15 protein-coding genes are annotated in these 24,517 nt (G+C 35.1%); 12 read left to right on the top strand and 3 right to left on the bottom strand.

All coding sequences use genetic code 11. The features are described 5' to 3' along the window. Nucleotides 1-59: 59 nt before the first annotated feature. Nucleotides 60-986 (bottom strand): hypothetical protein, encoded by a 927-nt coding sequence (locus L3049_RS07195; protein WP_275109127.1) that lies wholly within the window; start codon nt 984-986, stop codon nt 60-62. Between the two features lie 155 nt (nt 987-1,141). Then, nucleotides 1,142-2,320 (bottom strand): CD0519/CD1768 family membrane protein, encoded by a 1,179-nt coding sequence (locus tag L3049_RS07190; RefSeq protein WP_275109126.1) that lies wholly within the window; start codon nt 2,318-2,320, stop codon nt 1,142-1,144. A 240-nt stretch (nt 2,321-2,560) separates the two neighbouring features. On the opposite strand from L3049_RS07190, the gene recQ reads away from it, so the two are divergent. The 9 genes from recQ to L3049_RS07145 all read left to right on the top strand — a co-directional run bounded on the left by recQ (nt 2,561) and on the right by L3049_RS07145 (nt 19,564). After that, nucleotides 2,561-4,675, top strand: a complete 2,115-nt coding sequence (recQ, locus tag L3049_RS07185; RefSeq protein ID WP_275109125.1) for a DNA helicase RecQ — start codon at nt 2,561-2,563, stop codon at nt 4,673-4,675. Between the two features lie 157 nt (nt 4,676-4,832). Further along, the gene (locus L3049_RS07180) at nt 4,833-6,950 is read left to right on the top strand and encodes a S9 family peptidase (protein WP_275109124.1); all 2,118 of its coding nucleotides are present in this window, start codon (nt 4,833-4,835) and stop codon (nt 6,948-6,950) included. Nucleotides 6,951-7,040: 90 nt separating this feature from the next. Beyond that, complete coding sequence (locus tag L3049_RS07175) at nt 7,041-7,808, top strand: LytR/AlgR family response regulator transcription factor (RefSeq protein WP_275109123.1); 768 nt, start codon at nt 7,041-7,043, stop codon at nt 7,806-7,808. 389 nt (nt 7,809-8,197) lie between these two features. Further along, on the top strand, nt 8,198-9,904 hold the full coding sequence (locus L3049_RS07170) for a hypothetical protein (protein ID WP_275109122.1): 1,707 nt from the start codon (nt 8,198-8,200) through the stop codon (nt 9,902-9,904). A 69-nt stretch (nt 9,905-9,973) separates the two neighbouring features. Further along, nucleotides 9,974-10,834, top strand: a complete 861-nt coding sequence (locus L3049_RS07165; RefSeq protein WP_275109121.1) for a BT1926 family outer membrane beta-barrel protein — start codon at nt 9,974-9,976, stop codon at nt 10,832-10,834. 456 nt (nt 10,835-11,290) lie between these two features. Next, a complete protein-coding gene (locus L3049_RS07160) occupies nt 11,291-13,843 on the top strand; it encodes an NACHT domain-containing protein (RefSeq protein ID WP_275109120.1) in 2,553 nt (850 codons plus the stop codon). A 184-nt stretch (nt 13,844-14,027) separates the two neighbouring features. Further along, nucleotides 14,028-18,032: a hypothetical protein gene (locus tag L3049_RS07155; RefSeq protein WP_275109119.1), complete on the top strand. Its 4,005-nt coding sequence runs from the start codon at nt 14,028-14,030 to the stop codon at nt 18,030-18,032. 32 nt (nt 18,033-18,064) lie between these two features. Beyond that, nucleotides 18,065-19,297: a nucleoside recognition domain-containing protein gene (locus L3049_RS07150; protein WP_275109118.1), complete on the top strand. Its 1,233-nt coding sequence runs from the start codon at nt 18,065-18,067 to the stop codon at nt 19,295-19,297. A gap of 60 nt (nt 19,298-19,357) precedes the next feature. Further along, nucleotides 19,358-19,564, top strand: coding sequence for an RNA-binding S4 domain-containing protein (locus L3049_RS07145; RefSeq protein WP_275109117.1), 207 nt, complete (start codon nt 19,358-19,360; stop codon nt 19,562-19,564). Nucleotides 19,565-19,650: 86 nt separating this feature from the next. Here L3049_RS07145 and L3049_RS07140 read toward each other — a convergent pair whose 3' ends face one another. Then, nucleotides 19,651-20,034, bottom strand: coding sequence for an SRPBCC domain-containing protein (locus L3049_RS07140; protein WP_275109116.1), 384 nt, complete (start codon nt 20,032-20,034; stop codon nt 19,651-19,653). Nucleotides 20,035-20,252: 218 nt separating this feature from the next. Between L3049_RS07140 and L3049_RS07135 the strand changes: the two genes are divergently transcribed. From L3049_RS07135 to L3049_RS07125, 3 genes are all read left to right on the top strand, one after another. After that, nucleotides 20,253-21,557 (top strand): dihydrolipoamide acetyltransferase family protein, encoded by a 1,305-nt coding sequence (locus L3049_RS07135; protein WP_275109115.1) that lies wholly within the window; start codon nt 20,253-20,255, stop codon nt 21,555-21,557. A 2-nt stretch (nt 21,558-21,559) separates the two neighbouring features. Beyond that, nucleotides 21,560-23,653 (top strand): alpha-ketoacid dehydrogenase subunit alpha/beta, encoded by a 2,094-nt coding sequence (locus L3049_RS07130; protein ID WP_275109114.1) that lies wholly within the window; start codon nt 21,560-21,562, stop codon nt 23,651-23,653. A 106-nt stretch (nt 23,654-23,759) separates the two neighbouring features. Continuing rightward, the gene (locus L3049_RS07125; protein ID WP_275109113.1) at nt 23,760-24,266 is read left to right on the top strand and encodes a flavodoxin; all 507 of its coding nucleotides are present in this window, start codon (nt 23,760-23,762) and stop codon (nt 24,264-24,266) included. Nucleotides 24,267-24,517 lie beyond the last annotated feature (251 nt).

Raw genomic sequence — 24,517 nt, 5'->3', positions numbered from 1 at the left:
ATAATATAAGAAATGAAAAAGGAAATCAGTCGATGCTGATTTCCTTTTTTTTATTGATGTTATTTCAAGCCTTCGTTAATTGCTTTTGCATATGAACTGGTTGAGCCATAAGCTTGACATTTTTGGATGTCATCGTATAGCCAAATAAAGCCACCAGAAATATTTTCTTTTTGAGAAGCTATTTTCTTTTTTATCTCATCAGGATTGTCACCTTGTTTGCAATCGCCTCCATTCTTAGACCACAATCCGTAAGAAACTTTTATGTCTCCAAAATATTGATTCCATTGCGACGGTAGATTTTTATTTCCTCCAGCATAGCATTGGAGGTAAACTCGATCAATTGCACCTGGTTTCTTTGCTTCAACTTGTTCGTAAACCGATTTCCAATATGCTACTTCGTTGTATGGGCAAAGTCCAATTTTGTAGCCTAAATTATCTAGCATTAAACTGAATTGAACTGTTGATTCTACGTCAAAAGTTACTTCATCATCGTAATTTACAGCAGCAGCTCCAGTTATTTCTTGTAATAACTGAAAGGCCTTGTATAGTTTCGTGTCAGAGCCGGTTCCTTCGCTAGCAATTAAGTTTTTTATATTCTCCCACGATTTAGCTCCCCAAGCGCCAACACCAATCTCAATTCTTTCAACAGAACTTGGTTCTTCCTGAAGACGAATCAATCTATTCTTCCATTCAGGATCTCCGATATAATTACCATTTTTATCAATAATGGATTGATCATTTAAATTCATGCTACCATCTTCGTCAATATGAATGGTCCAAAGAATTACCGTGTTGAAACCAGAATTTCTTAAATCGTCGATAACTTCATTTCCTCCAGAATAAAAAGGACCTCCTCCAAAAATAGCTGAATATTCATTTTCTGGAGCTTGATTTGTAATCTTGACTTCGTTATTGGATTTTTTGTCGCAGCTCGACAAAAAGAGAATGAGCAATAAGGATAAGCCTAGAGTTTTAATAGAATTCATATAAGTGTGTTTGATTTAGTAATAAGGTAAATGTAGAATTCAATGGTTAATGGAGAAGTTAATATCTAATTAATTGTAAAGAATATGCATTAATTCCATAAAAAAAATGCCATCTCAAACGAGATGGCATTTTAAAATATAGGTGTGAAATATATTTATAGAAACATATTTACAAGTAAATAAAGGTAGTGGGCAAATGTTCCTGCCAAAATACCTCCAATAGTATGAGAAAGAAGTGCTTTTGATGTTAGTTCACGATAGTTTAAAGTGTCAAGCATAGCTGTGTGAGTACTTAAATAGCCACTCCAACACATACCCATTGCTGTAAATACAGCAATCACATTACCATCGATAATTCCCTTAGCGATAAATGCTTTTACAAGAGATAAAGCAGCACCTACAGCTCCCAAAGAAGTAACAGGGAATGCAATTAATTCAGGGTTTTTGAAACCAAATAAACCTTCGAATAACCACCAAACGTGACCAGCAAGATCTGGAAGTAAGGTAACACCTTCGTAAGCTAAACCTTGGTATCCAATGGCAGGATCTTTAGGTCCGAACGTTAGCATCATCACCATAGTTGAGATAATCAATACACCAGGTATAATAGCTAATCCCAAATCTACACCAGATTTACCACCATCTAATATGGAATTAAGGAATCGAAGAAATACGCCACCTTCCGATTTAAAGCTAATTTTTTCAGTTGCTCCTTCATAATCTTTATCTTCTCGAACAGGAATATGCCCTTTGATTAATCTTTGCATTAACCTTGTCGAAACAACAGCTCCGAATAAAGCACCAACAAGTCCAATAAGAGCTGGAATAAATAAGTTTTCGTCATTACCAGGAATCTTAAGTGTAGACATAAATGTAATCACAATAAGTCCCATACCGAATGCAGTACCAAAATTGGTTAAGGATACCAATTGGTAATTCTTAAAATACTTGCTAAAGTTCTTGTCGTTAGCTAAACTGATGATAGCTGGATTATCAGAAAGAAAAGTTAAAACTCCGGCTAATGCACCTACACCTGGAAGGTTAAAAAGAGGTTTCATTAGTGGGGCTAGAATTTTTTCTAACAGACGTACGACACCAAATTCGATAAGTAGTTTACCTAGAGCTCCAGATAGTACAGTAATACCCATAATGTAGAATACTGTGTTCATAAGAAGATCCCAGGCTGTGTTCATAATAGTGTTTAGCATGTTAGCTACTCCCATCGTGTGACCTACATAGCCGAAAATACCAAAGAAAGTGATCAGGAACATCACAGCTTCGTATCTTCGTTGTTTAAGGAAATTAGTCTCTTTAATCGACTTAATTGCGTTCATAGTTTTAACTTGAGTGTTTGTTGTTTGTTGTTGGCGTCAAAAGTAATTTTTTGCTCGATATGGAATCATTTTATTTGTATGATCTTTGTCAGTTTTTTGAATTATTTTGTGTGTTGTAAAAACATCTTTTTCAAAGTTACGAACAATGGGTTTTATAGAAGTTTAACAGCCTTGTTAATAAAATCATTTTTTACCTATCAGCAATTGTACTAGCTTTGTCATCCCAATTAAATGTGATCAATGTCTACAGCAAAACGAGCCTTAAAAAAATATTTTGGATACGATAAATTTCGTCCCTTACAGGATGAGGTTATTCAATCAATTCTTGAAGGTGAAGATGCTTTAGTTATCATGCCTACCGGAGGGGGTAAATCTTTGTGTTATCAGATTCCGGCTTTAATGATGGAAGGTGTGGCCATTGTAGTTTCTCCTTTAATTGCATTAATGAAGGATCAGGTTGAAGGTTTGCAAGCCAACGGAGTAAAAGCTGGCTTTTTAAATAGTTCTCAATCGACTCAGGTTCAAAATGAGATTATTGAAGATATACACGAGGGGAAAATAAAATTGCTTTATGTGTCTCCCGAGAAATTGGTAAGTCAAGAATTCTATTACTTGCTTTTACAACTTAAAGTGAATCTTTTTGCTGTTGATGAGGCTCATTGTATCTCGGTCTGGGGACACGATTTTCGTCCTGAATATTCTAAGATGGCCTATCTGAAAAAGCAATTTCCTTTGGTGCCGGTTGTTGCTTTGACAGCTACTGCTGATAGTTTGACTCAAAAAGACATTATTAACCAATTAGGTTTGAATGAGCCCAAAAGGTTTCTTTCATCATTTGACAGACCTAATTTGAGTTTGAAAGTAGCACCTGGGAAAGATAAATTTAAGAGTATTCTTGGTTTTTTAAGACAACGCCCACATCAATCTGGTATTATATACTGTTTGAGCCGTAAAGCTTGTGAAGGTTTATCTGAGAAGTTAAGAAATTCGGGTGTTAATGCCAGTTATTACCATGCCGGATTATCGCCGGAAGAAAGAGCGAAGCGTCAAGAGGATTTTATTAACGACGATATACCAATTATTTGCGCAACCATTGCTTTCGGAATGGGAATTGATAAGTCGAACGTGCGATGGGTAATTCATTATAATTTACCTCGAAATATAGAGTCCTATTATCAGGAAATTGGGCGTGCTGGTCGCGACGGTTTAAAAGCTGATACACTATTGTTCTATAGCTTTTCAGATGTAATTGTTCACCGAAAGTTTATTGAGGAATCGGCTTTGAAAGAAGTTTCAAATGCTAAACTTGAACGTATACAACAGTTTTGTGATGCACAAATATGCCGAAGAAAAATATTGTTGAGTTATTTTGGAGAACACTTAGAAGAAGATTGTGGTAATTGTGATGTTTGTAAGGATCCACCAAAGCAATTTGATGGAACTTTAATTGCACAAAAAGCGCTTTCTGCTATTGTTCGGCTAAAGGAGCAAGTCGCTGCAGGAACAGTTATAGATGTTTTACGAGGTTCTTCCCGTCAAGAGGTTCTTTCTAAGGGATATGATAAGGTTAAAACTTATGGTGCCGGTAAAGATGTTCCGCATCAGGATTGGCAACAATATATGCTTCAATTATTGAACTTGGGCTATATTTCAGTTGCTTATGATGAAGGTAATGCTTTAAAACTGACAGAACAGAGTAGGGAAGTATTGTTTGGGGAGCGTATGGTTAATTTGGTTCATTTGGCTTCGATGAAGTCGGAACCAACTATTAAGCCAATTGTTAAAACGACCAAACAAGAAGCTCGCGAAGGATTGTTCGAGGCATTAAGAAAATTACGTCTTCAGATATCTCGAGAAGAGAATATTCCTCCCTACTTAGTCTTTTCTGATGCAACATTGCACGAGATGGTTGATGAAAAACCAACAAGTGAATTCGAAATGAAAATGATATCTGGAGTTGGTGAACGAAAATATCAATTGTATGGCGAATTCTTTATCAATGAGATATTAGAATTTGAACAGAAAAAAAATAAGGAGGCAAAAAAAAGCAGCCAATCATTTTATGAAACTTATGAATTTTATAAGCAAGGTTATTCGGTAGACGAGATTGCACAGATTAGGAAGGTTAACCCTGTAACAATATATTCTCATTTGGCTTCTTTATACGAAAAAGGTGCGGATATTGATCTTACAGAATATTTAAATCCTTCAGAAATAGAGCAAATAGAAAGTGCGTATTATTCTTTAAATAAAACATCTAGCGTAAAGGATTTGCATTTGTTTTTAAAAGAAGATATAGAATATTACAAAGTTCGATTAGGAATTTCTTATCTGAAAGTGCTTTCGTCTTGTTAATTATTCGGTTAATCGTATCAAATCCGAGTCCATCTAATTTTGTATTGAATAAAGGGTGATTTTTGTTAAATTAGGATGTCAAAATTTACGTAAGGATGAATTATCGTTGCGTATTTGAAATTCAGTACTAACAAACACTTATAAATTGCCTATAGTTATGAACATTAAATTACTTATGGGAGTCACATTAACTTCCTTTATTGCTATGTCTTGTAGTCAAAAAACAACAGCGCCAGAGCCACCGGTAGCTAAAAAGGTGAAAAAAGAACTTACGGTTCATGGAGATACTAGAATTGATAATTACTATTGGATGAATCAAAGGGAAGATCCAGAGGTTATCGATTACCTAAATGCGGAAAATGCATATACAGATGCTATGATGAAGCATACGGACGATTTTCAGACAAAATTGTTTGATGAAATGGTTGCCCGTATTAAAAAGACAGATGAGTCTGTGCCCTACAAATCAAATGGATATTACTATTACAGCAGAACAGAAGGGGATGCAGAATATCCTTTGTACTGTCGTAAAAAAGGATCTTTAGATGCTGATGAGGAAATCATGCTTAATGTTCCTGAAATGGCAAAAGGCTATAGTTATTTTGCAGTTGGAGATTATTCAGTAAGTGAGGATAATAAAATTTTGGCTTTTTCGGAAGATACAGTAAGTAGAAGAAAATATACCATTAAGTTTAAAAGTTTAGTGGATGATCAAGTTTATACCGATGAAATTGGGAATAACACAGGAGGTATTACTTGGGCAAGCGATAATAAAACCATCTTTTATACCATAAAGCATCCTGAAACATTGTTGCCATACAAGGTATTTAAGCATATATTGGGTACACCTACCGAAGAGGATGAGTTGGTGTATGAAGAAAAAGACAATACATTTTATACTTTCTGCTACAAAACGAAATCGAAAAAATATATCATTATTGGATCTACCAGTACTTTATCTGCAGAGTATCGATTTGTAGAAGCAAATAATCCAAATGGTAAATTTGAAATATTCCAAGCTCGTGAAAATAATTTGGAATATGGTATTGATCATTATCAAGGCGATTTTTATATCAGAACGAATTTAGAAGCGAAAAATTTCCGTTTAATGAAAACTCCTGTGTCAAAAACAGAGAAGTCTAATTGGACAGAAGTAATTCCAAATCGCGAAGATGTTTACTTAAGTAATTTTGAGATTTTTGAAAACTTTTTAGTTGTTGGAGAAAGAAAAAATGGCTTAAATCAATTGCGTATCATGAATTGGAATGGCAAAGATGAGCATTACTTAGACTTTGGAGAAGAAACCTATAACGCGGGAATTTCAACAAACCCTGAATTTAAAACAGATGTTCTTCGTTATCGATATACGTCTTTAACTACACCTTCTTCAACCATAGATTATAATATGGTTTCTAAAGAAAAAACAATCAAGAAGCAGCAAGAGGTTATTGGTGATTTTCAGAAAGATAATTACGAAGCAAAACGTGTTTGGGCTATTTCTGAAGATGGTACAAAAGTTCCAGTTTCATTAGTTTACCGAAAAGATAAATTTAAAAAAGGAACCAATCCACTTTGGTTGTCAGCTTACGGTTCTTATGGTAGTAGTTCAGATGTTTATTTTAGTTCGGTTCGTTTGAGTCTATTGGATCGTGGTTTTGTTGTTGCAACAGCACACGTAAGAGGAGGACAGGAAATGGGTCGTTATTGGTACGAAGATGGAAAGTTGTTAAAGAAGATAAATACTTTTACCGACTTTAATGCTTGTGCTGAGTTTATGGTCTCAGAAGGATTTGCTGCAAAAGATAAAGTATTTGCCTGGGGTGGAAGTGCAGGAGGATTGTTAATGGGAGCGATTAGTAATATGCGACCAGATCTTTACAAAGGGATTATTGCAGCAGTCCCATTTGTGGATGTTGTAACCACTATGCTCGATGAGACAATACCTTTAACTACAGGTGAGTTTGATGAGTGGGGAAATCCAAAAGACAAGGAATATTACGATTACATGCTTTCTTATTCTCCATACGATAATGTAGAGGTTAAAGATTATCCTGCAATGTTAGTAACCACAGGTCTACATGATTCTCAAGTTCAGTATTGGGAACCTGCAAAGTGGGTGGCAAAACTTAGAGACATGAAAACCGATAAAAATCCATTACTTATTAAAATTAATATGGATTTTGGACATGGAGGAGCTTCAGGTAGATTTGAACGTTATCATGAGGTTGCATTGGAGTATGCTTTTGTTCTTGACTTGGTAGGGATTAATGAATAATTGTAACATAAATATTTTTAAAAGCATCCCATTGGGGTGCTTTTTTTATATATTTATGATCTGTAAGAGTTCTAAGTAAATTGTGAGCTAATGATAAAAGCATTAATTATTGATGATGAATTGAAGAGTCAATCGACACTTCATAAATTATTGGAGAGATATTGTACAGGTGTTGAGGTGATCGGCTTTGCTCATAATGTTGAGTCGGGTATTTTAGCAATCAATAATTTAAAGCCAAATCTGGTTTTTTTGGATATTTCGATGCCTGATGGGGATGGATTTGAGGTATTAGAAAAAGTTTCTAATCGTGATTTTGAAGTCGTTTTTACAACTGCATTTAATGATTTTGCGATTAAGGCTTTTCAATTTTCAGCTCTTCATTATCTGCTAAAGCCAATTAACTATATCGAATTGCAGGCAGCAGTAGAGCGTTACAAAGAAAATAATCAGGATGTTGATTTAAATGAAAAGATAAAAATTCTTTGTGATAGTTTAAATAATCATCATCAAAAGATCATATTGCCAACTGCAAATGGTCTTAGGATAATTGAATTGAATCAGATTTTAAGATGTGAAGCAGATGGTAGTTACACAAAGTTCTACTTAAGTGACGAAACTGTTTTAATGGTTTCAAAAGTCCTTTCCAATTTTGAAGAGATTTTACCTCCAGATGTATTTTGTAGAGTACATAGTAAACATTTGGTAAACCTTAATTACACGAGTCAATACATTAAGGGACGAGGTGGACGTATCATTTTAACAAATGGAAAAGAAATTGAAGTTTCTGAAAGTAAAAAGAAGGTTTTTTTATCAAGATTAAAACAATTGGCTCATTCACTTACCAAAACAAAAAAATAGGATAAAATAAATATTGATTTTCAAAAGAGAAACGTTTAACGTTTCTCTTTTTTTGTTTTAAATTATTGGAACATAATTATATATGTGGCTATTAGTTGACCTATTAAATACTCATAATATATCAATACATAACTTTTTTATCAGATGAAATATTGATTTGTTATGTTTTTTAATTATTTTGAAATCGCTTTTATAATTGCTTTAATAGACGTAGTTATGTGCATTTGTAACGTAGTTGCATTGTGTAAGTACGTATTTACATAATTATAGTTGTATCATAATTTTGAATGTCATACATTTGCACTGAACAAAATAATAGTAGTTTTTAAATTCATTATTTAGCCTGTTTTGTTCTGGAAATAATTTTTAATGTAAAATCAAAAACAATTATGAAGTTGAAATTTTTATCTCTAGGCTTATTAGCCTTAAGTTTTGTTGCGTGTGAAACTTATGAAGAATCTGATTCTGTAGCAAATATGAGAAATGCTAGAGCAGAATATTTTAAATCTGAAGCGGCTGTTAATCTTGCAAAAGCAACTGTTGAAGAAGCAAATGCTGCCTATAGAACTGCTGAAGCTGCTCTTAAGAACTTTGAAGCTGCTCTTAAAGAAGCTCAAGTTAAAGCTGCACAACTTGCAAATGCTAAAACGGAAGCTTTAAATGCAATTGAAATTGCAGAAGCGCAAGTAGAGAGTGATAATGCTATGCTAGCGTTGGCGAATGAAAAAGTTGCTTTAGCTAACGCATTAATGGCACTTGAAAACATGAAAATTATTTTGGACGGACAAAAGCTTCAGGCTGAATATAATTTTTCTGTTATCGCTAACGGTTTAATTACTGATAAAAATGATGATTTAAATGATGCATTTGATCTTTACACAGATGCTTATGGAGATTGGAACGATGCAACAAATGACTTATTAGAAGCAAATAATAATTTGATTGATAGCAAATATGCATTGGCTGGTTTTAAGTATGCTTTTGACAATATTGATGTAAAAGGTAATAAAGAAGCAGATATTGCTCTTCTAAACACTGCTAAAGCTGAGCTTGTGGCTAGTTTAACTGTAGTGAACGACTTAAAAGAAACCAACGATTGGGATGCTTTTATTGTTGAAAGAGATGCTAAGGAAACTGAAAAAGTGGTAGCTGAGGTGATTCAAACTAATGAGACTAATGCTGATGTAGTTGCTACAAAAGCTGCTAAAGTTGCTGCAGATGCTGCTGCTGAAGTTGCTGATGATGCTGCAGATGCTGCTGCTGACGTTGTTACTGATGCTAGTACTGTTGTTACTGATGCATATGCTGATATTACTACTTGGGTAGGAGAAAATGCTGGTGCTGCTTCTAACGAAGAAAAAGGTATTTACTTGACAGTTGCTGCTAGACAAAATGGTTTTGATGTTGCTAAGGCAGAAACATCTGCTGCTAAAGATGCTATGGATGCGAAGCAAGACGAACTTGACGCTCCTGATCTAACTACATATGAAACGGAATTATTAGAAGAAGAGTTAGCTGCTTTAACTGAGGAGTATGCTGCTAAAAAAGCAATCTCTGATGCTTTTGTAGCTACTTTTGATGCTTCTGTAGCTGATTTAAATGCTGCATATTTTGCTGCTATTGCTGCTGAAGATGTTGCTAAAGATGCTAAAGATGTTGCTGATGAAGCTGCTGCTGATGCTGCTACTGCTGCTGCTATTGCGGCTTCAGATGCTGCTGATGCTAAAACTGCTGAAGCTGATGCTATTGGTCTAATTGCAGATGAGGTTGCTCGTTTGAATGCTTTAGTATTTATCTACAATACTTCTACGGAGAATACAGAAACAGCGAAGCTTGAAGATATGGTTGAAAATATTGATGATGCAATTGAAGCCTTAGAAGAAGAGATCAAGGATGTTGACGAAGATATCTACGCTGAGGAAAAAATGCTTGCTGAGATTGTAGCAGGTGACTATGGTCAAGCTGAAGCTGTTAGAGATCAAGAATTAGCTATCGTGATCGAGGAAGCTGAAATTGCAAGACTAACATTAAAGGTTGCAGAAACGAAAGCAAATCTAGATAATAGACAAGCTGAATACAATGCTTTATTAAACTAAAAGTGAAAATACTAAGTCTCCTCTCACGAGAGGAGACTTTTATGAAATCAAATTCAAAAACAAAGAGTTATGTGTAGAAAAATTATTTCTTTGATTTCCCTATCACTTTTATTGTGTACTGCTGTAAATGCTCAAGGTAAAATGGAATTGCTACCAAAAAAAGGCAACCTTACTGTTGCTTTGGTGTTGGGAGATAATGATGTTACTGATATAAATCCATCCGTACTACCTAATTATTCAATCTATAATGGTTCAGATAGTTATTATGTTTCGAGATTAGGTTCTGATGATAATTTCTCAGTAAAGGAGCCAGCATCATTAACAAATATGGCTGGTATTTCGTTAAATTACTTTTTGAGTGATAAGATTTCATTAAACCTGTTTGGTTCATATGGTTATAAATCTACACCTGGAGAAGAAGCTTATACTGGCTTTTCGCCATTGAGTGATTCAAATGGATCAGTTATAGTAGGATCTGAGATTCCTGCTATTCAGGGAAGCCCTGAAACAGTAAACCATAAACTTTACATGTCTGCAGGTGCCGATTATCATTTCAAGTTTAATAAAGATGTTAGAGCACTAAGAAATACTGATTTTTATTTAGGAGGCCGCTTTAACTTCATGTATGAACGTCTTGAGAAAACTCAGATTTCATGGTTGGAAAAGGAGAATGGTGATTATGAAGTGAATTCTGGTGGTGGCGGTGTCGCAACAGCAACAGCTATTGGTTTAGGTGGTGCTGTAGTTGGTGGAGTTGATTACTATTTTACCCAGTCCTTATTTATTGGTTTGGAAGTAAATGTATTTAATTTCATGTATCAACATACTGAAATTGTTAAAATGCCTGGAGTTCAAGGGGCAGATCAAAAAACAACTTTTATGAATGCTATTTCTTATCCAAGACTTAAGATTGGATTTAAAATCTTTTAAGTCTAAGTAATAGCGTATTTATTTAAAAGGAATATTCAAATTCCCGGTTTTACTTATTGTAGGACCGGGAATTTTTTTTTAAAAGATTATATTCTAATTATTACCTATGATCGTGATTGATGTTTGTAATAATAGACAGTTTAGTGCTATGGGTTGACTACTAGTGTGCTGTTAGTTGTTTGTTTTGTGTTTTTGGTTTTTATAGTATTTACATAATTAATGAACTTTTGAATGGTCTTTAAATAATTTGAAAACGTTTTCTTGTATAGCTTCGAAATGCCAATGATTATAGGGAGTTCAGAAAGTTCAGATCTTCGATAACGCTATTATAGACTCAAACAACGTAGATATAAATTTATCATGCTTGAAGATAAATTGGTGATTGCCTTGGTGACATTTCTTTTCTAATTTCAACCAGAATTTGAGAAAATCACTATTTCTAGCACTACTACGACTATGTTTGAACACCTAAAAACTGAAGTTTTAAAGAAATTTGGTTCCCAACTTTTGTACACTAAGGATTGTAGAATACTGGCGGATGAAATATGCGATAAAACTGGAAGTCGAATAAGCACCACAACAGTTCGGCGTATTTTTGGATTTTTAAAATCTAGAACATCTCCTGCAAAATTCACATTAAACATTCTTTCTCTTTATATTGGCTTCGAGTCTTGGCAGGATTTCTGTTCAAAACAAGAAAGCGTACCAGAAAAAGTAAATGAGCATGAAAATGCTTGGTCAGATCTGCACAAAAAAGCATTTAGTTTTAGTCAAGAAACCTATCAATTAATAAAAGGTCAATCAGGACTTCCGTTTGATTCGGTTGTGAGTAGATCTAATGCAGAACAAAGAATTGATTCTTTTCTGAAATCCACTAAGATGGCGACAGCTTTTGTTGCTCCAGGTGGATGGGGAAAGTCCACAATGCTTGCAAAATGGTTTGAAAATAATTGGGTTTCAGGAGATAGTGAAGATGTGATCTTGTATTTAAATGCCTCTTTTATGATTGGTTTTTTAAATGAGGATTTTAGGTTAGAACGTTGGGCGCAAGAGCAGTTGGATTTAAATCAAAAAGATTCATTAAAATATTTTTTAGAAAAGCCAGAAGAATGCAAGGGGCGTCTTATTTTTGTTATCGATGCTCTTGACGAAATAACATATGACAACAATAAGCTAGAGCGTCTTTTTCTTCAAATAAAGCAATTTATATCAAGCCATAAGGATTCTCAAAAAGTCAAATTAATCATTACGTCTCGAAATTCAACTTGGGAGAAATTTGCAATTCCTTTTGTTATAAAAGGGAATGCGATACAAAGTAGCTGGTTTGAGTTGGAATTAAAAATAGAACAACTAAACCCTCAAAATTTAAACCCTTTAACAGGGAGTGAAATTCAGCACGTTTTTGATCGGACATTAAATCAAGATTTTGAAGCAAAATTGGAAGTTGGTGAGCTGTCTTTTAGTCAAAAAGAGATGATTTCAAATCCTTTCTTTTTGGAATTGTTTGTTAAATTATATAATCCTAATAAAGGGCATGAATACAGTGAAGGACAGGAGCTATTGGCCGAGTTCCTTCGAAATAAAATTTTCTTTTCTCGTTTTGCCGAGGAGAAAATGGATATAATACAAGGTATTATTAGCTTGATAAAGCATGGACGAAATGGTACTTCAGCTAAAAAAATGGAGTTGAGAGATCTATACCCAATTCATTTAAAAACTGCAGGTAATTATTTTTCAGCATACGAAGAGTTGGTTTCATACGGATTGTTAACCGAGTTTATTACAATAAATGAATTAAACAGTTATTGCAAGTACGTTACCATCTCCAATGATCAATTATTTGAAGCATTAATTGGAATGGATTTGATTCAGAAAAATGGAGGAGTCGATTTTCAATTGATAAAGACTGTTGATCAGGATTATGCCGGTTATGAGATTAAAAATAGACTGATTTGTTATTTGTACAGTAGTGCTTTATTAAGCGATAAACATTTAGAATTAAAAGATTTTTTTAGTTTAAGTGAAGATACTTTGTCTGATATCAAGGTGGTTGAAACAGTTCTTAATTCTTCGGTTAATTTGGATGAAAAGAATTTGGAGTTGATGGAGCATTTTGCAAGAGAAGAAAATGCTGAAAAATATCTATTTGGTAAATTTCCAGATGTGTACACTCTGACAAAAGGGAATCGTATGATTTTAGGTGTTTTTGCAAATAAAGCTTATCGCAAAAGTGTACGTATCAAATCCCTATCTTTACTTTTACTGAGTGCAATATTTACCCTTGAAGTTAATGGAACAAAAGAAATTTACAAGAAACTAAAAGCAGAAGAACCCGATTCTAGCTGTTCAGCTTTTACCATATCTATTCGTCTAGCGAGTATTTTGATTTATAATCATTTCATTATCGACGAATCGAATGAGATTGATATATTGAAAATGTTTTATTATCGAGAAATGGCTTACCAACAACATGATGGTGACTACGAAACACTTAATGGCGAGTTTGAGCTCATTCTTTGTATGGTTTTAATTTATATGAAATCATTCCATAAGGTAATTCAATTGATTGATGATGTTGAGCATTTATACAATAATGTTAAGTCTAAAAAGGCAAATATTAATTATAGAATTCTCCAATGCTATAAGTTATCAGCTCAGCATGGTTTAGGAATGGAATTGGATGATGATCAGCTTACCTTTTTGGAATCATGTGAAAAAGAAGTTTTTTCTTCTCAGAATTACTTCCTACAAATTTTTTATCATGCTTTTCTTAGCTCAATTCACTTTTCAAGAGAAAGTAGAGCGCAAGTTGAAAGACATTTTAATGCCGCATTAGAAGTTAGCGAATATGCTAATTATGCATTGTGTACTGCTGGAATTTTAAAGAGGATGGCAAAGTATTACAATGAGTGGGGAGAAAAAACAAAAGAAGAAATTTGTTTGCGTGAAGAAAAAGTACTTTTACCAGATACATTAAGCATTTTTGATAAAGAAACCCTTTTTGTTTAAATATTCACAAATACTTTTACAAAGCCATTTGCTCCTGCAAATGGCTTTATTTTGTTAATAAAGCCTGTGTTTTCGTTACAAAATTTTAACTTTACGTTTATTGTAATCGTATTTATTGTTTTTTGATCAAACAAGTAAGTGATTATATTTGTGGATTAGGCTAATGCAAAACCGTTGATTTGATATGGATAAATTCTCACTAATTAAGACTATTAGGCTAGTCTCAATCGTAATTTTCATTTTTTTATTAAACCAAAACGCGAGTTATTCTCAAGAGAAATATTCTGTTTTTGGTAAGGTTAAAATTGAGAATGGTACCATTGATAATACCTATATCACCATTTTAAAGAATGCTGAAAAAATGGAAACTAAAATGGTTGATAATAGTGGCAAATTTGAATATGGTCTAGAGTTTGGGCATGAGTATATCTTTGAATTTTCTCAGGAAGGTTTTGTAACCAAAAAAGTCAGTATTTCCACATTTGTTCCAATTGAAGTATTAAGTAGAGATAGTCAGTTTCCGCCATTTAAGTTTATGGTATCCTTATTTCCTGCATACAAAGGTCTTGACCTTTCTGTGTTTGATCAACCTATGGGAATGATCATGTACGATAAAGAGTTAGATGATTTTGACTACGATAGAGATTACGATTCTCAAATTAGAGATGCAATAAAAAGAGCGGAAGAGGAAGCTAGGAAAAGAGCAGCAGAGTTAGAAGCGCAGCGATTAGCAGAAGAGAGAGCTTATAAGGCTGCTATCCAAAGAGGAGATATTAATTTCAAAGCACGTAAATATGATTTATCAAAAGCTGGATATAACGAAGCATTAACGATTAAGGAAGAGGAAGAGTATCCTAAAAGTCAGTTGTTAAAAATAGAAGAGCTCTTGAATCAGGATCTGGCAAATGCTGCTGAACAAGCACGTTTAGAGGCCGAAAAGAAAGCTTTAGAAGAAAAATATGCTGCGATAATTGCCCAAGCAGATATCCAGTTTGAGGCTAAGAATTATGACCTATCCAAGACCTCTTACACAGAGGCATTAGGGTTAAAAGCTAATGAAGCGTACCCTAAAAATCAAATTCAGAAAATAAACGATCTTTTAGCGAATCAGGAAAAATTAGCCGCAAAACAGAAGGCCCTTGAGGATAAGTATGCTTCAATAGTAGCATTAGCAGATTCACAATTTGATTCAGGGGATTATCCATCTTCGAAAACGAGTTATTCTGATGCATTGGATTTGAAAGCTGATGAAAGCTACCCAAAAAGCCAAATTCAGAAGATTGATGAGATTTTGGCTAGTCAAAAAGCTGAAGCAGATGAAGCTGCAAGATTAGCAGCAGAAAAGAAAGCATTAGATGAGAAGTATGCTTCAATAGTAGCATTAGCAGATTCACAATTTAATTCAGGGGATTATCCATCTTCGAAAACGAGTTATTCTGATGCATTGAATTTGAAAGCTGATGAAAGCTACCCAAAAAGCCAAATTCAGAAGATTGATGGAATCCTTGCAAATCAGCAAGCAGAAGCAGATGAAGCCGCAAGATTAGCAGCAGAAAAGAAAGCATTGGACGAGAAATATGCAGCTATTATTAACTTGGCAGATTCGCAATTTTCATCGGGAGATTATCAAACTTCTAAAACGACTTATTCAGATGCATTGGTCCTAAAGTCTGCTGAAGCGTATCCAAAAAGTCAAATTCAGAAAATAGATGGGATTCTTGCAAATCAGCTTGCAGAAGCAGATGAGGCTGCACGATTAGCAGCGGAAAAGAAAGCATTGGATGAAAAATATGCGGCTATTATTAACTTGGCAGATTCGCAATTTTCATCAGGTGATTATCAGTCTTCTAGAACAAGTTATACCGATGCATTGGCTCTAAAATCTGCTGAAGCATATCCGAAAAGTCAAATTCGGAAAATTGATGAGTTAGTAGCAAATCAGCAAGCAGAAGCAGATGAGGCTGCACGATTAGCAGCGGAAAAGAAAGCATTGGACGAAAAGTATGCAGCTATTATTAACTTGGCAGATTCACAATTTTCATCAGGAGATTATCGATCTTCAAAGACTAGTTATTCCGATGCATTGGACTTGAAATCTGGTGAAACTTATCCGAAAAGCCAAATTCAGAAGATTGATGAGATGTTGGCAAGTCAGCAGGCAGAAGCAGATAATGCAGCACGATTAGAAGCCGAAAAACAAGCTTTGGATGAGAAGTATGCATTGCTTATTTCGCAAGCAGACTCACAATTTTCATCAAGTAACTATTTGTCCTCTAAAACAGCTTATGCCGATGCATTAAACTTGAAAGCTGCGGAAGCATATCCAAAGACTCAAATTGATAAGATTAATAAAATACTAGAAGAGCAAAAAGCAGATGCAGATGCTGCGGCTAAATTAGCGGCAGATCAACAAGCATTAAATGATCAATATGCCTCGATACTTAAAAGAGCCGATTCGCAATTTTCATTAGAAGAATACAAATCTGCTAAAATTGCTTACAATGAAGCATTGGCTTTAAAATCTGCCGAGGTATATCCTAAAAAGCAGATTCAAAAAATTGATGAGCTATTAATTAGATTGAAAGCGGAAGCAGATGAAAATGCAAGGTTGGCATCTAAAAAACAAGCATTAGATGAAAAATATGCCGCTATTATTGCATTGGCAGATTCTCAATTTTCATCAAATGATTACCAATCATCTAAAACAACTTATCAGGATGCTTTGGACTTAAAAACAAATGAAGCTTATCCTAAGTCTCAGATCCGAAAAATTGATGAGATTTTATCAGAGCAAAGGCGATTAGCAGAAGAACAAGAGCGATTGGCTATGGAGAAGAAAGGTATGGTTGAAAAATTCAATACTTTTATTGCTTTGGCAGATTCTCAGTATTCTTCGGAAACATATGAGTCGGCTAAAAAGAATTACAATTCAGCACTTCAAGTTAAGCCTGATGAAGCATATCCAAAAAGTCAAATACAGAAGATTGATGAGATCTTAAGTGAACTAAAAGCTAAAGCTGAGGAAGAAGCAAGAATAGCTACGGAATTAAAGGCCAAAGAAAAAGATTATAAGAATCACATTGCTCTGGCAGATAAATATTACGAAGGAAAAAGATGGCAATCGGCAATAAATGAATATTTAAATGCTCAAGAGATTAAGCCAAACGAAACTTATCCGCCTAATAGAATTGAAGAAATCAACTTAATTTTGGTTGAATTAGAGAAATTGGAAAAGGAGAAATTAACGGCTCAATATCAGTACAAAGCTTTAATTGAAGAAGCTGATAAATACTTGAAGGAAGAGGAGTACAGTTTAGCTGTGAGAAAATATCAAGAAGCTTTGGATTTAAAGCCAAAAGAAGCTTATCCACAAAATCAGATAAAACGAATCGAAGTTTTATTGGAAAGAAAAAAGATTGCAGATCGTAAGCAAAAAGAATTGGATGAGAAATTTGCAGGTGAGCTCGAAGAGGCAGATAAAGCATTCAAATTAGAGCAATTTAGTGTCGCACGCCATCATTATAAAGCAGCTTTGGGAATTAAACCAAAGGCAGAATATCCAAAGGAAAAATTAGCTGAGATTGCTAAATTGGTAGCAGCCTTAAAAATTGCAGATCAAGAATCGATCGCCAAGAACCCTGCAAACTTTGAGTCAAAGTTATCAATTGCTAGGGAACGTGAATATACTGGCTTGATCGCTAAAGCAGATAAAGCTTTTAATTCGTCACAATTTACAGTTGCGAAAGTGATGTATGATAGGGCATTGAAATTGTTTGACAGAGAATATCCTAAAAAGAAGTTAAAGGAGATTAAGAAAATAATAAAAGAAGGCAAAGACTCTCATCTTACGGAAGAATACCGTAAACTAATTGCTCGCGGAGATGGAGAATTGACGAAAAATAATTATTCGGTTTCGAAGTTTTATTATCAAAAAGCACTTCGATTAAATGGCTCAGAAAAATATCCTAAAGAGCAGTTGAAGAAGATTGATGAATTGATTGATTCAAAAAAGAATTCGCAGATTGATAATGAATATAAAGCATTGATTAAGCAGGCAGATGATGCTTATGCGAAGAAGAGCTGGTCGGTAGCCCGTTTCTATTATAATAAAGCGAAGAGCTTGAAGCCAAGCGAAACTTATCCGAAGGAAAGATTGAAATCGATCAAATCGAATCAGAACAAAAAATAATACCAATTTAAAAACGATCAAAATAAAACTATATGGCATTAAATTATATTTGGGTTTTCTTTTTTGTTCTGGCTTTTGTTGTAGGCTTGATTAAGTTGATTTTTTTCGGTGATATGGAAGTTTTTCCTGCCATGATAAATTCAACTTTTGATATGGCAAAAACGGGCTTTGATATTTCACTCGGCCTGACAGGTGTACTAACACTTTGGCTAGGTATAATGAAGATTGGCGAACGAGGTGGTATTATCAAAATTTTCTCTCGATTGATAGGTCCATTTTTTAACCGTTTGTTTCCTGAATTGCCCAAAGATCACCCGGCTCATGGTTCCATCATGATGAATTTAGCTGCCAACATGCTAGGTTTAGATAATGCTGCAACGCCAATGGGACTGAAGGCCATGACACAAATGCAAGATGCTAATCCAACCAAGGAGAGAGCTTCGAATGCACAGATTATGTTTTTGGTATTAAACACTTCAGGTTTAACTATTATACCAATTTCTATCATGGTTTACAGGGCTCAGTTGGGAGCTGTTAACCCTTCAGATATATTTATTCCTATCCTATTAGCGACTTACTTTTCCACTATTACCGGACTTATTGCAGTTTCAGTTATGCAAAAAATTAAGTTGTGGGATAAAGTTATTTTGATGTACTTAGGTGGAATGACTGCTTTTATTATTGCTCTAATTGCCTATTTTTCATCATTAGAGAAAGAACAGATAACTGAGGTGTCTGCTGTTGTGAGTAATGTGTTTTTATTCTCAATAATTATTGCATTCATTCTTTTAGCAGTGCGAAAAAAGGTTAATGTATACGAGAGTTTTATTGAAGGAGCTAAGGATGGTTTTAATATTGCCGTAAAGATTATTCCTTATCTGATTGCAATCCTGGTTGCCATTGGTGTTTTTAGAGCATCAGGGACAATGGATTTAGTGATAGAAGGAGCTGCAAGATTATGTGGTTTTTTAGGCGTGAATTCTGATTTTGTTGAGGCTTTGCCAACTGCTCTTATGAAACCATTGAGTGGAAGTGGAGCGCGAGGGATGATGGTTGATGCTATGCAAACCCATGGAGCAGATAGTTTTGTAGGTAGGTTAGCTTCAACGCTGCAAGGAGCCACAGATACGACCTTTTATATTATTGCAGTTTATTTTGGTGCAGTTGGAATTAAGAATACGAGATATGCTATTACATGTGGTTTAATTGCCGATTTTGCTGGCATTATTGCTGCAATTGGTATTGCTTATTTATTCTTTCATTAATCTAAGGAAAAAGGATACCTTTGCCTTTCAAAATTTTAATAACACCATAAGCTTTAAACCATGATTAACTTCAAACTAGATACAGAATATATCGAATTGATAAAACTAATAAAAGCATTAAGTCTTAGTGAGAGTGGAGCACAAGCAAAAATCTTTGTTGAAGATGGTCAGGTGATTCGTAATGGTGAGATTGAATACCGTAAGCGAGCAAAAATTCGTCCGGGAGATAAAATTGAAATATTTGACGAAGTGATTATTGTAGAATAATCATTTTATATTGTACTGTAGAAAATAAAATAAGGAAGTAGATTTGGTCTGCTTCCTTATTTTTTGTGCTTTATTTTAAGAGACGATTAATAAAATTCTAAGAAGTTTTTCATCGAACCTAAATAGTAATCTTTCCAACCCTCTACTATTTCATCATATGCATCAGATGGAATGTTAGTGTGTTTTAATTCAATGCGAGTTTTATTACCCGCTTTTTTTAAGAGCATACTAACAATTGAAGGCTGTTCTGTTTCTCCAAAAAACCATTCTTGAACAAGCTTGTAATCTTTAGCAACCTCTAAGTTACAGCCAGTAATATCTCCCTCCCAAAGAGAGAAAATAGTTCCAACCTTTTCGTCCATTACAGCAGGATAACCTGTCCAAAGTTCAATTTGGAAAGGATTGGTTAATGCGTTAAATACTTCTTCTTGTGAAGATGTGATTTCTATATTATATGTGAATTCTTTCATTTTCTTGTTTTTTTCAGTTCCAAAATTAATCTGATTAATAAGAAAATGGTAACTTTTAGTAAGATAAATTCTCCATATCAAGGAAATCTATATCTAAATAAATAATTGTAATCTCGACATTACAATTATTTTAATTTAAATCAGTCTAAATAAGAATAAATTTTTATATTTGTATCGAAACATTTAGATAAGATTATAAATATTAAACTATAAGTTATATGTCAAGTTTTGAAATTCTAATGCCCAAGTTGGGAGAGAGTGTTCAGGAGGCAACCATCACCAAAATGTTTGTAAATCTAAATGATGTTATCGAAGAGGATGACATGCTTTTTGAGATTGCAACCGACAAGGTGGACTCTGAGATTCCATCTCCTGTATCTGGTAAAATTATTGAAATTCGTTTTAAAGAGGATGATGTTGTACCAGTGGGAGAGATCGTTGCAGTAATTGCTTTGGGTGATGCTGATGATGTAACGGAACCAGTTGCAGAAGTTGTAAGTGCTCCTGTTGCAGAAAGCCAAGCTCAAGAAACTAAAGAAAGTGTAAGTACTTCTGATATTCAATCTACCTCGGGTCGATTTTATTCCCCATTAGTGAAAAGCATTGCGAAGAGCGAAAATATTTCAGTTCAGGAATTAGAATCAATAAAAGGACAAGGAACCGAAGGAAGAGTTCAAAAACAAGATGTCTTGGATTATTTGGCTCAACGAAATGGTTCGACTGTAGCAGCACCTCAAGAAAAAGAAATTGTGAGTCCGGCTCCAGCACCAAAAACTGCTGCTGAAAAGCCAAAAGTTTCAATGTCTGTTGGTGCAAACGACCAGATTATCGAAATGGATCGTATGCGTCGAATTATTGCTGACCATATGGTGATGTCGAAGCAAACTTCGCCACACGTAACGGCAATGGTTGAGGCTGATGTAACTGATATGGTGAATTGGAGAAATAAGATTAAAGATGAATTCTTTGCTAAAGAGAAAACAAAGATCACGTTTATGCCAATTATCATCGAAGCGGTTTCAAAAGCATTACGTGAATTTCCTGGTGTTAATGCATCTGTAGATGGATACAATGTTATTCTTCGAAAGAATATTAATATTGGTGTTGCAGTTGCTCTTCCAAGTGGGAACCTAATTGTCCCGGTAATTAAAAACTCCGATCAGAAAAATTTAGTAGGTCTTGCTAGTGATATGAATCGCTTGGCAAATGATGCTAGAAACAATAAATTAGGTCCAGATGATATTCAAGGTGGAACATTCACGATTTCGAATTTTGGATCGTTTAAAAATGTAATGGGAACACCGATTATCAATCAGCCTCAGGTTGCGATTCTTGCGGTTGGAACCATTGAAAAGAAACCAGCTGTATTGGAAACACCAGCCGGCGATGTCATTGTTCCACGTCAGAAAATGTTCTTATCACTTTCCTACGATCACCGTGTGGTTGATGGGGCTTTGGGTGGCGCTTTCCTTAGAAAGATCGCCGATCACCTGGAGGAATTTGATACTAACAGAGCGATTTAATCATGGAAACACTTGAAATAACATCCGTAGACAAAACAAACAAAACAGAGAAGATGACTGAAAGTAAAAAATTTAGCATTAAAAAAACGTCAAAGGAATTGCTTTCAGAGTGGTTTAATTTAATGACTTTAGGTCGTGCTCTTGACGAAAAAGCACCTAACTATTTGAAACAAGCTATTGGCTGGTCCTACCATGCGCCTTATGCAGGACACGATGGTATTCAATTGGCCATAGGACAAATTTTCGATAGAAAAACAGATCACCTATTTCCTTACTACCGTGATATGTTGACATCATTGTCAGCAGGCTTAACGGCTGAAGAAGTTATTTTCAACGGTATTTCAAAGGATAATGATGTTGCGGGTGGTGGCCGACATATGTCAAATCATTTTGCTAAGCCAGAATGGAATGTGCACAATGTTTCATCATGTACAGGTAATCATACCTTGCATGCGGTAGGTATTGCCCGAGCGGTAAAGCATTATAAAGGTAAAGGTGTTGCCATTAGTTCTCAAGGGGAATCTTCAGTTTCTGAAGGATACGTGTATGAGGCGATTAATGGGGCGTCGAAAGAACAATTACCAGTGATCTTTGTCTTCCAGGATAATGGTTATGGTATCTCGGTTCCTAAAAAGGACCAAACTGCTAATCGTAAGGTTGCTGATAACTTTAAGGGATTGAAGTATTTGAAGATTTTCCATTGCAACGGTAAGGATGTATTCGATTCGATGAATACAATGACTGAAGCAAAAGCTTATGCTGCGGAGAATCAGATGCCAGCTATCGTTCAAGCAAATTGTGTTCGTATGGGATCTCACTCAAACTCTGATAAACACGAATTGTACCGCGATAATGCTGAGTTAAGTTATGTTGAGAAATATGATCCATTGGCTAAATTTCGTCGTTTGTTGATTCGTTACAAGCGATTTACGGAAGCTGAATTGGTGAAGATTGAAGATGATGTGAAGTTGCAAGTTAAGAAAGCACACCGTGCTGGTTTAACGGCACCAGATCCGGATCCAAACTCAATTCACGATTTTGTAATTCCTGATGCTTACCCAGCTGAGAAATATCCGGAAGGTCTTCATAACGAAACTGGTGAACCTAAGAAATTGATTGAGGGATTGAATGAAACTTTAAAGGCTGAATTCCGTAATAATCCTGATACTTTTATCTGGGGACAGGATATCGCTAATAAAGATAAGGGTGGTATTTTCAATGTATCTAAAGGGATGCAGCAAGAGTTTGGTATTGAGCGTGTATTTAATGCACCTATTGCCGAAGACTTCATTATGGGTACTGCCAACGGTATGAGTCGTTTTAATGACAAAATTCGTATTGTAGTTGAAGGCGCTGAGTTCGCCGATTACTTCTGGCCAGCTATGGAGCAGTTTGTTGAAACAACCCATGAATACTGGCGTACAAAAGGTCAATACTCACCTAATATTACGGTAAGACTTGCTTCTGGTGGTTATATTGGTGGTGGTTTGTATCACTCACAAAATATTGAAGGTGCTTTGGCAACTTTCCCTGGTGTTCGTATCGTTTACCCATCATATGCCGATGATGCCGCAGGCCTATTGCGTACATCGATTCGATCGAAAGGTATGACTGTATTTATGGAGCCAAAGGCTTTGTATAACGATCCTAAAGCGCAGGCTGTTGTGCCAGACGATTTCGAGGTGCCATTTGGTAAAGCCCGTGTTCGTCGTGAAGGTACAGACTTGACGATTGTAACTTATGGTAACACAACGCATATGTGTGTTGAAGTAGCGGATCAAATAGTTAAGGATCTTGGTAAGAATGTTGAAGTAATCGATATCCGTACGCTTGTACCTTTGGATAAGGAAACCATAATTAAGTCGGTAGCTAAGACCAATAAGGTTTTGGTTGTACATGAAGATAAGGTATTCGCCGGATTTGGTGGTGAAATTGCTGCTACAATCACAGAGGAGGCTTTTAAGCATTTAGACGCTCCGGTAAGACGTGTTGGGTCGACCTTTACACCGGTTGGATTTAATCGAATTTTGGAAAAGGCGACTCTTCCAAACACGGATAAAATTTATGCTGCAGCTAAAGAGCTTATAGAGTATTAAATATTAGACAATCAGATAGTGGATAAGAGATTTGAGTATCCTTCGAATCTCTATCTTTTCTCTTCATCTAATCCTGGAAATTTTCGGGATAAAATCTAAAAACAAAATGAAAAAGATAGGTTTATTCTATAGTTTCAATACCATTAAAACTTCTAAGAATGCTGAGAAGGTAAAGAAAGCCTTCGGTAAGGATTATGATGTGGAAATGGTAAATGTTGAAGAGATTGATGAGGATTCTTTCTTGTCATACAAAAATATGGTGCTAGGTGTACCAACTTGGTTCGATGGGGAATTGCCAAACTACTGGGATGAGTTTATGCCAGCTATCGATGATATGAAACTTAAAGGCAAAAAAGTTGCTCTTTTCGGGCTAGGCGATCAGGTAGGTTATCCTGAAAATTTTGTTGATGCCATTGGCTTATTAGCTATTGCTTTGGAAGATAGAGGAGCTAAGTTAATTGGATTTACTAGCCCTGAGGGTTACACTTACGAGCGTTCTGCCGCTTTGCGCGATGGACAATTTTTGGGCTTAGCTTTGGATATTGAAAATCAGGCTGCTTTAACTGATGAGCGAATTAAGGCTTGGGTTGAGCAATTGAAGAAAGAATTTTAGTAAGTTCCTTTTATTGTAATATATTGTGAAAGCTTCCTCGAAAGGGGAAGCTTTTTTTGTTACAGTACTATGTACCTTAATATGGACATGTATTATCTACAAATATGTTGATATTATTTAATAGTTAAGGTTTTAGGGTATTTTGCAGTCAGAACATTAGTAGATATTTGACATTCAGTCCGGAGATCGGGACCCGTTCAGTAAGGATGGCGTTAAGAACAAAAAACTGTTTGAGCAGAGCGAGTTTTTTT

Origin of the sequence: Labilibaculum sp. DW002 (assembly GCF_029029525.1) — a bacterium.
In the GTDB taxonomy this organism is placed as follows: Bacteria; Bacteroidota; Bacteroidia; order Bacteroidales; family Marinifilaceae; genus Paralabilibaculum; species Paralabilibaculum antarcticum.
This window is presented reverse-complemented; position numbering and strand designations above follow the sequence as displayed.

Bases quoted from the DNA above. Each gene is read 5' to 3' on its own strand.
- L3049_RS07195 (WP_275109127.1), bottom strand. From the start codon at position 986: ATGAATTCTATTAAAACTCTAGGCTTATCCTTATTGCTCATTCTCTTT.
- L3049_RS07190 (WP_275109126.1), bottom strand. From the start codon at position 2,320: ATGAACGCAATTAAGTCGATTAAAGAGACTAATTTCCTTAAACAACGA.
- recQ (WP_275109125.1), top strand. From the start codon at position 2,561: ATGTCTACAGCAAAACGAGCCTTAAAAAAATATTTTGGATACGATAAA.
- L3049_RS07180 (WP_275109124.1), top strand. From the start codon at position 4,833: ATGAACATTAAATTACTTATGGGAGTCACATTAACTTCCTTTATTGCT.
- L3049_RS07175 (WP_275109123.1), top strand. From the start codon at position 7,041: ATGATAAAAGCATTAATTATTGATGATGAATTGAAGAGTCAATCGACA.
- L3049_RS07170 (WP_275109122.1), top strand. From the start codon at position 8,198: ATGAAGTTGAAATTTTTATCTCTAGGCTTATTAGCCTTAAGTTTTGTT.
- L3049_RS07165 (WP_275109121.1), top strand. From the start codon at position 9,974: ATGTGTAGAAAAATTATTTCTTTGATTTCCCTATCACTTTTATTGTGT.
- L3049_RS07160 (WP_275109120.1), top strand. From the start codon at position 11,291: ATGTTTGAACACCTAAAAACTGAAGTTTTAAAGAAATTTGGTTCCCAA.
- L3049_RS07155 (WP_275109119.1), top strand. From the start codon at position 14,028: ATGGATAAATTCTCACTAATTAAGACTATTAGGCTAGTCTCAATCGTA.
- L3049_RS07150 (WP_275109118.1), top strand. From the start codon at position 18,065: ATGGCATTAAATTATATTTGGGTTTTCTTTTTTGTTCTGGCTTTTGTT.
- L3049_RS07145 (WP_275109117.1), top strand. From the start codon at position 19,358: ATGATTAACTTCAAACTAGATACAGAATATATCGAATTGATAAAACTA.
- L3049_RS07140 (WP_275109116.1), bottom strand. From the start codon at position 20,034: ATGAAAGAATTCACATATAATATAGAAATCACATCTTCACAAGAAGAA.
- L3049_RS07135 (WP_275109115.1), top strand. From the start codon at position 20,253: ATGTCAAGTTTTGAAATTCTAATGCCCAAGTTGGGAGAGAGTGTTCAG.
- L3049_RS07130 (WP_275109114.1), top strand. From the start codon at position 21,560: ATGGAAACACTTGAAATAACATCCGTAGACAAAACAAACAAAACAGAG.
- L3049_RS07125 (WP_275109113.1), top strand. From the start codon at position 23,760: ATGAAAAAGATAGGTTTATTCTATAGTTTCAATACCATTAAAACTTCT.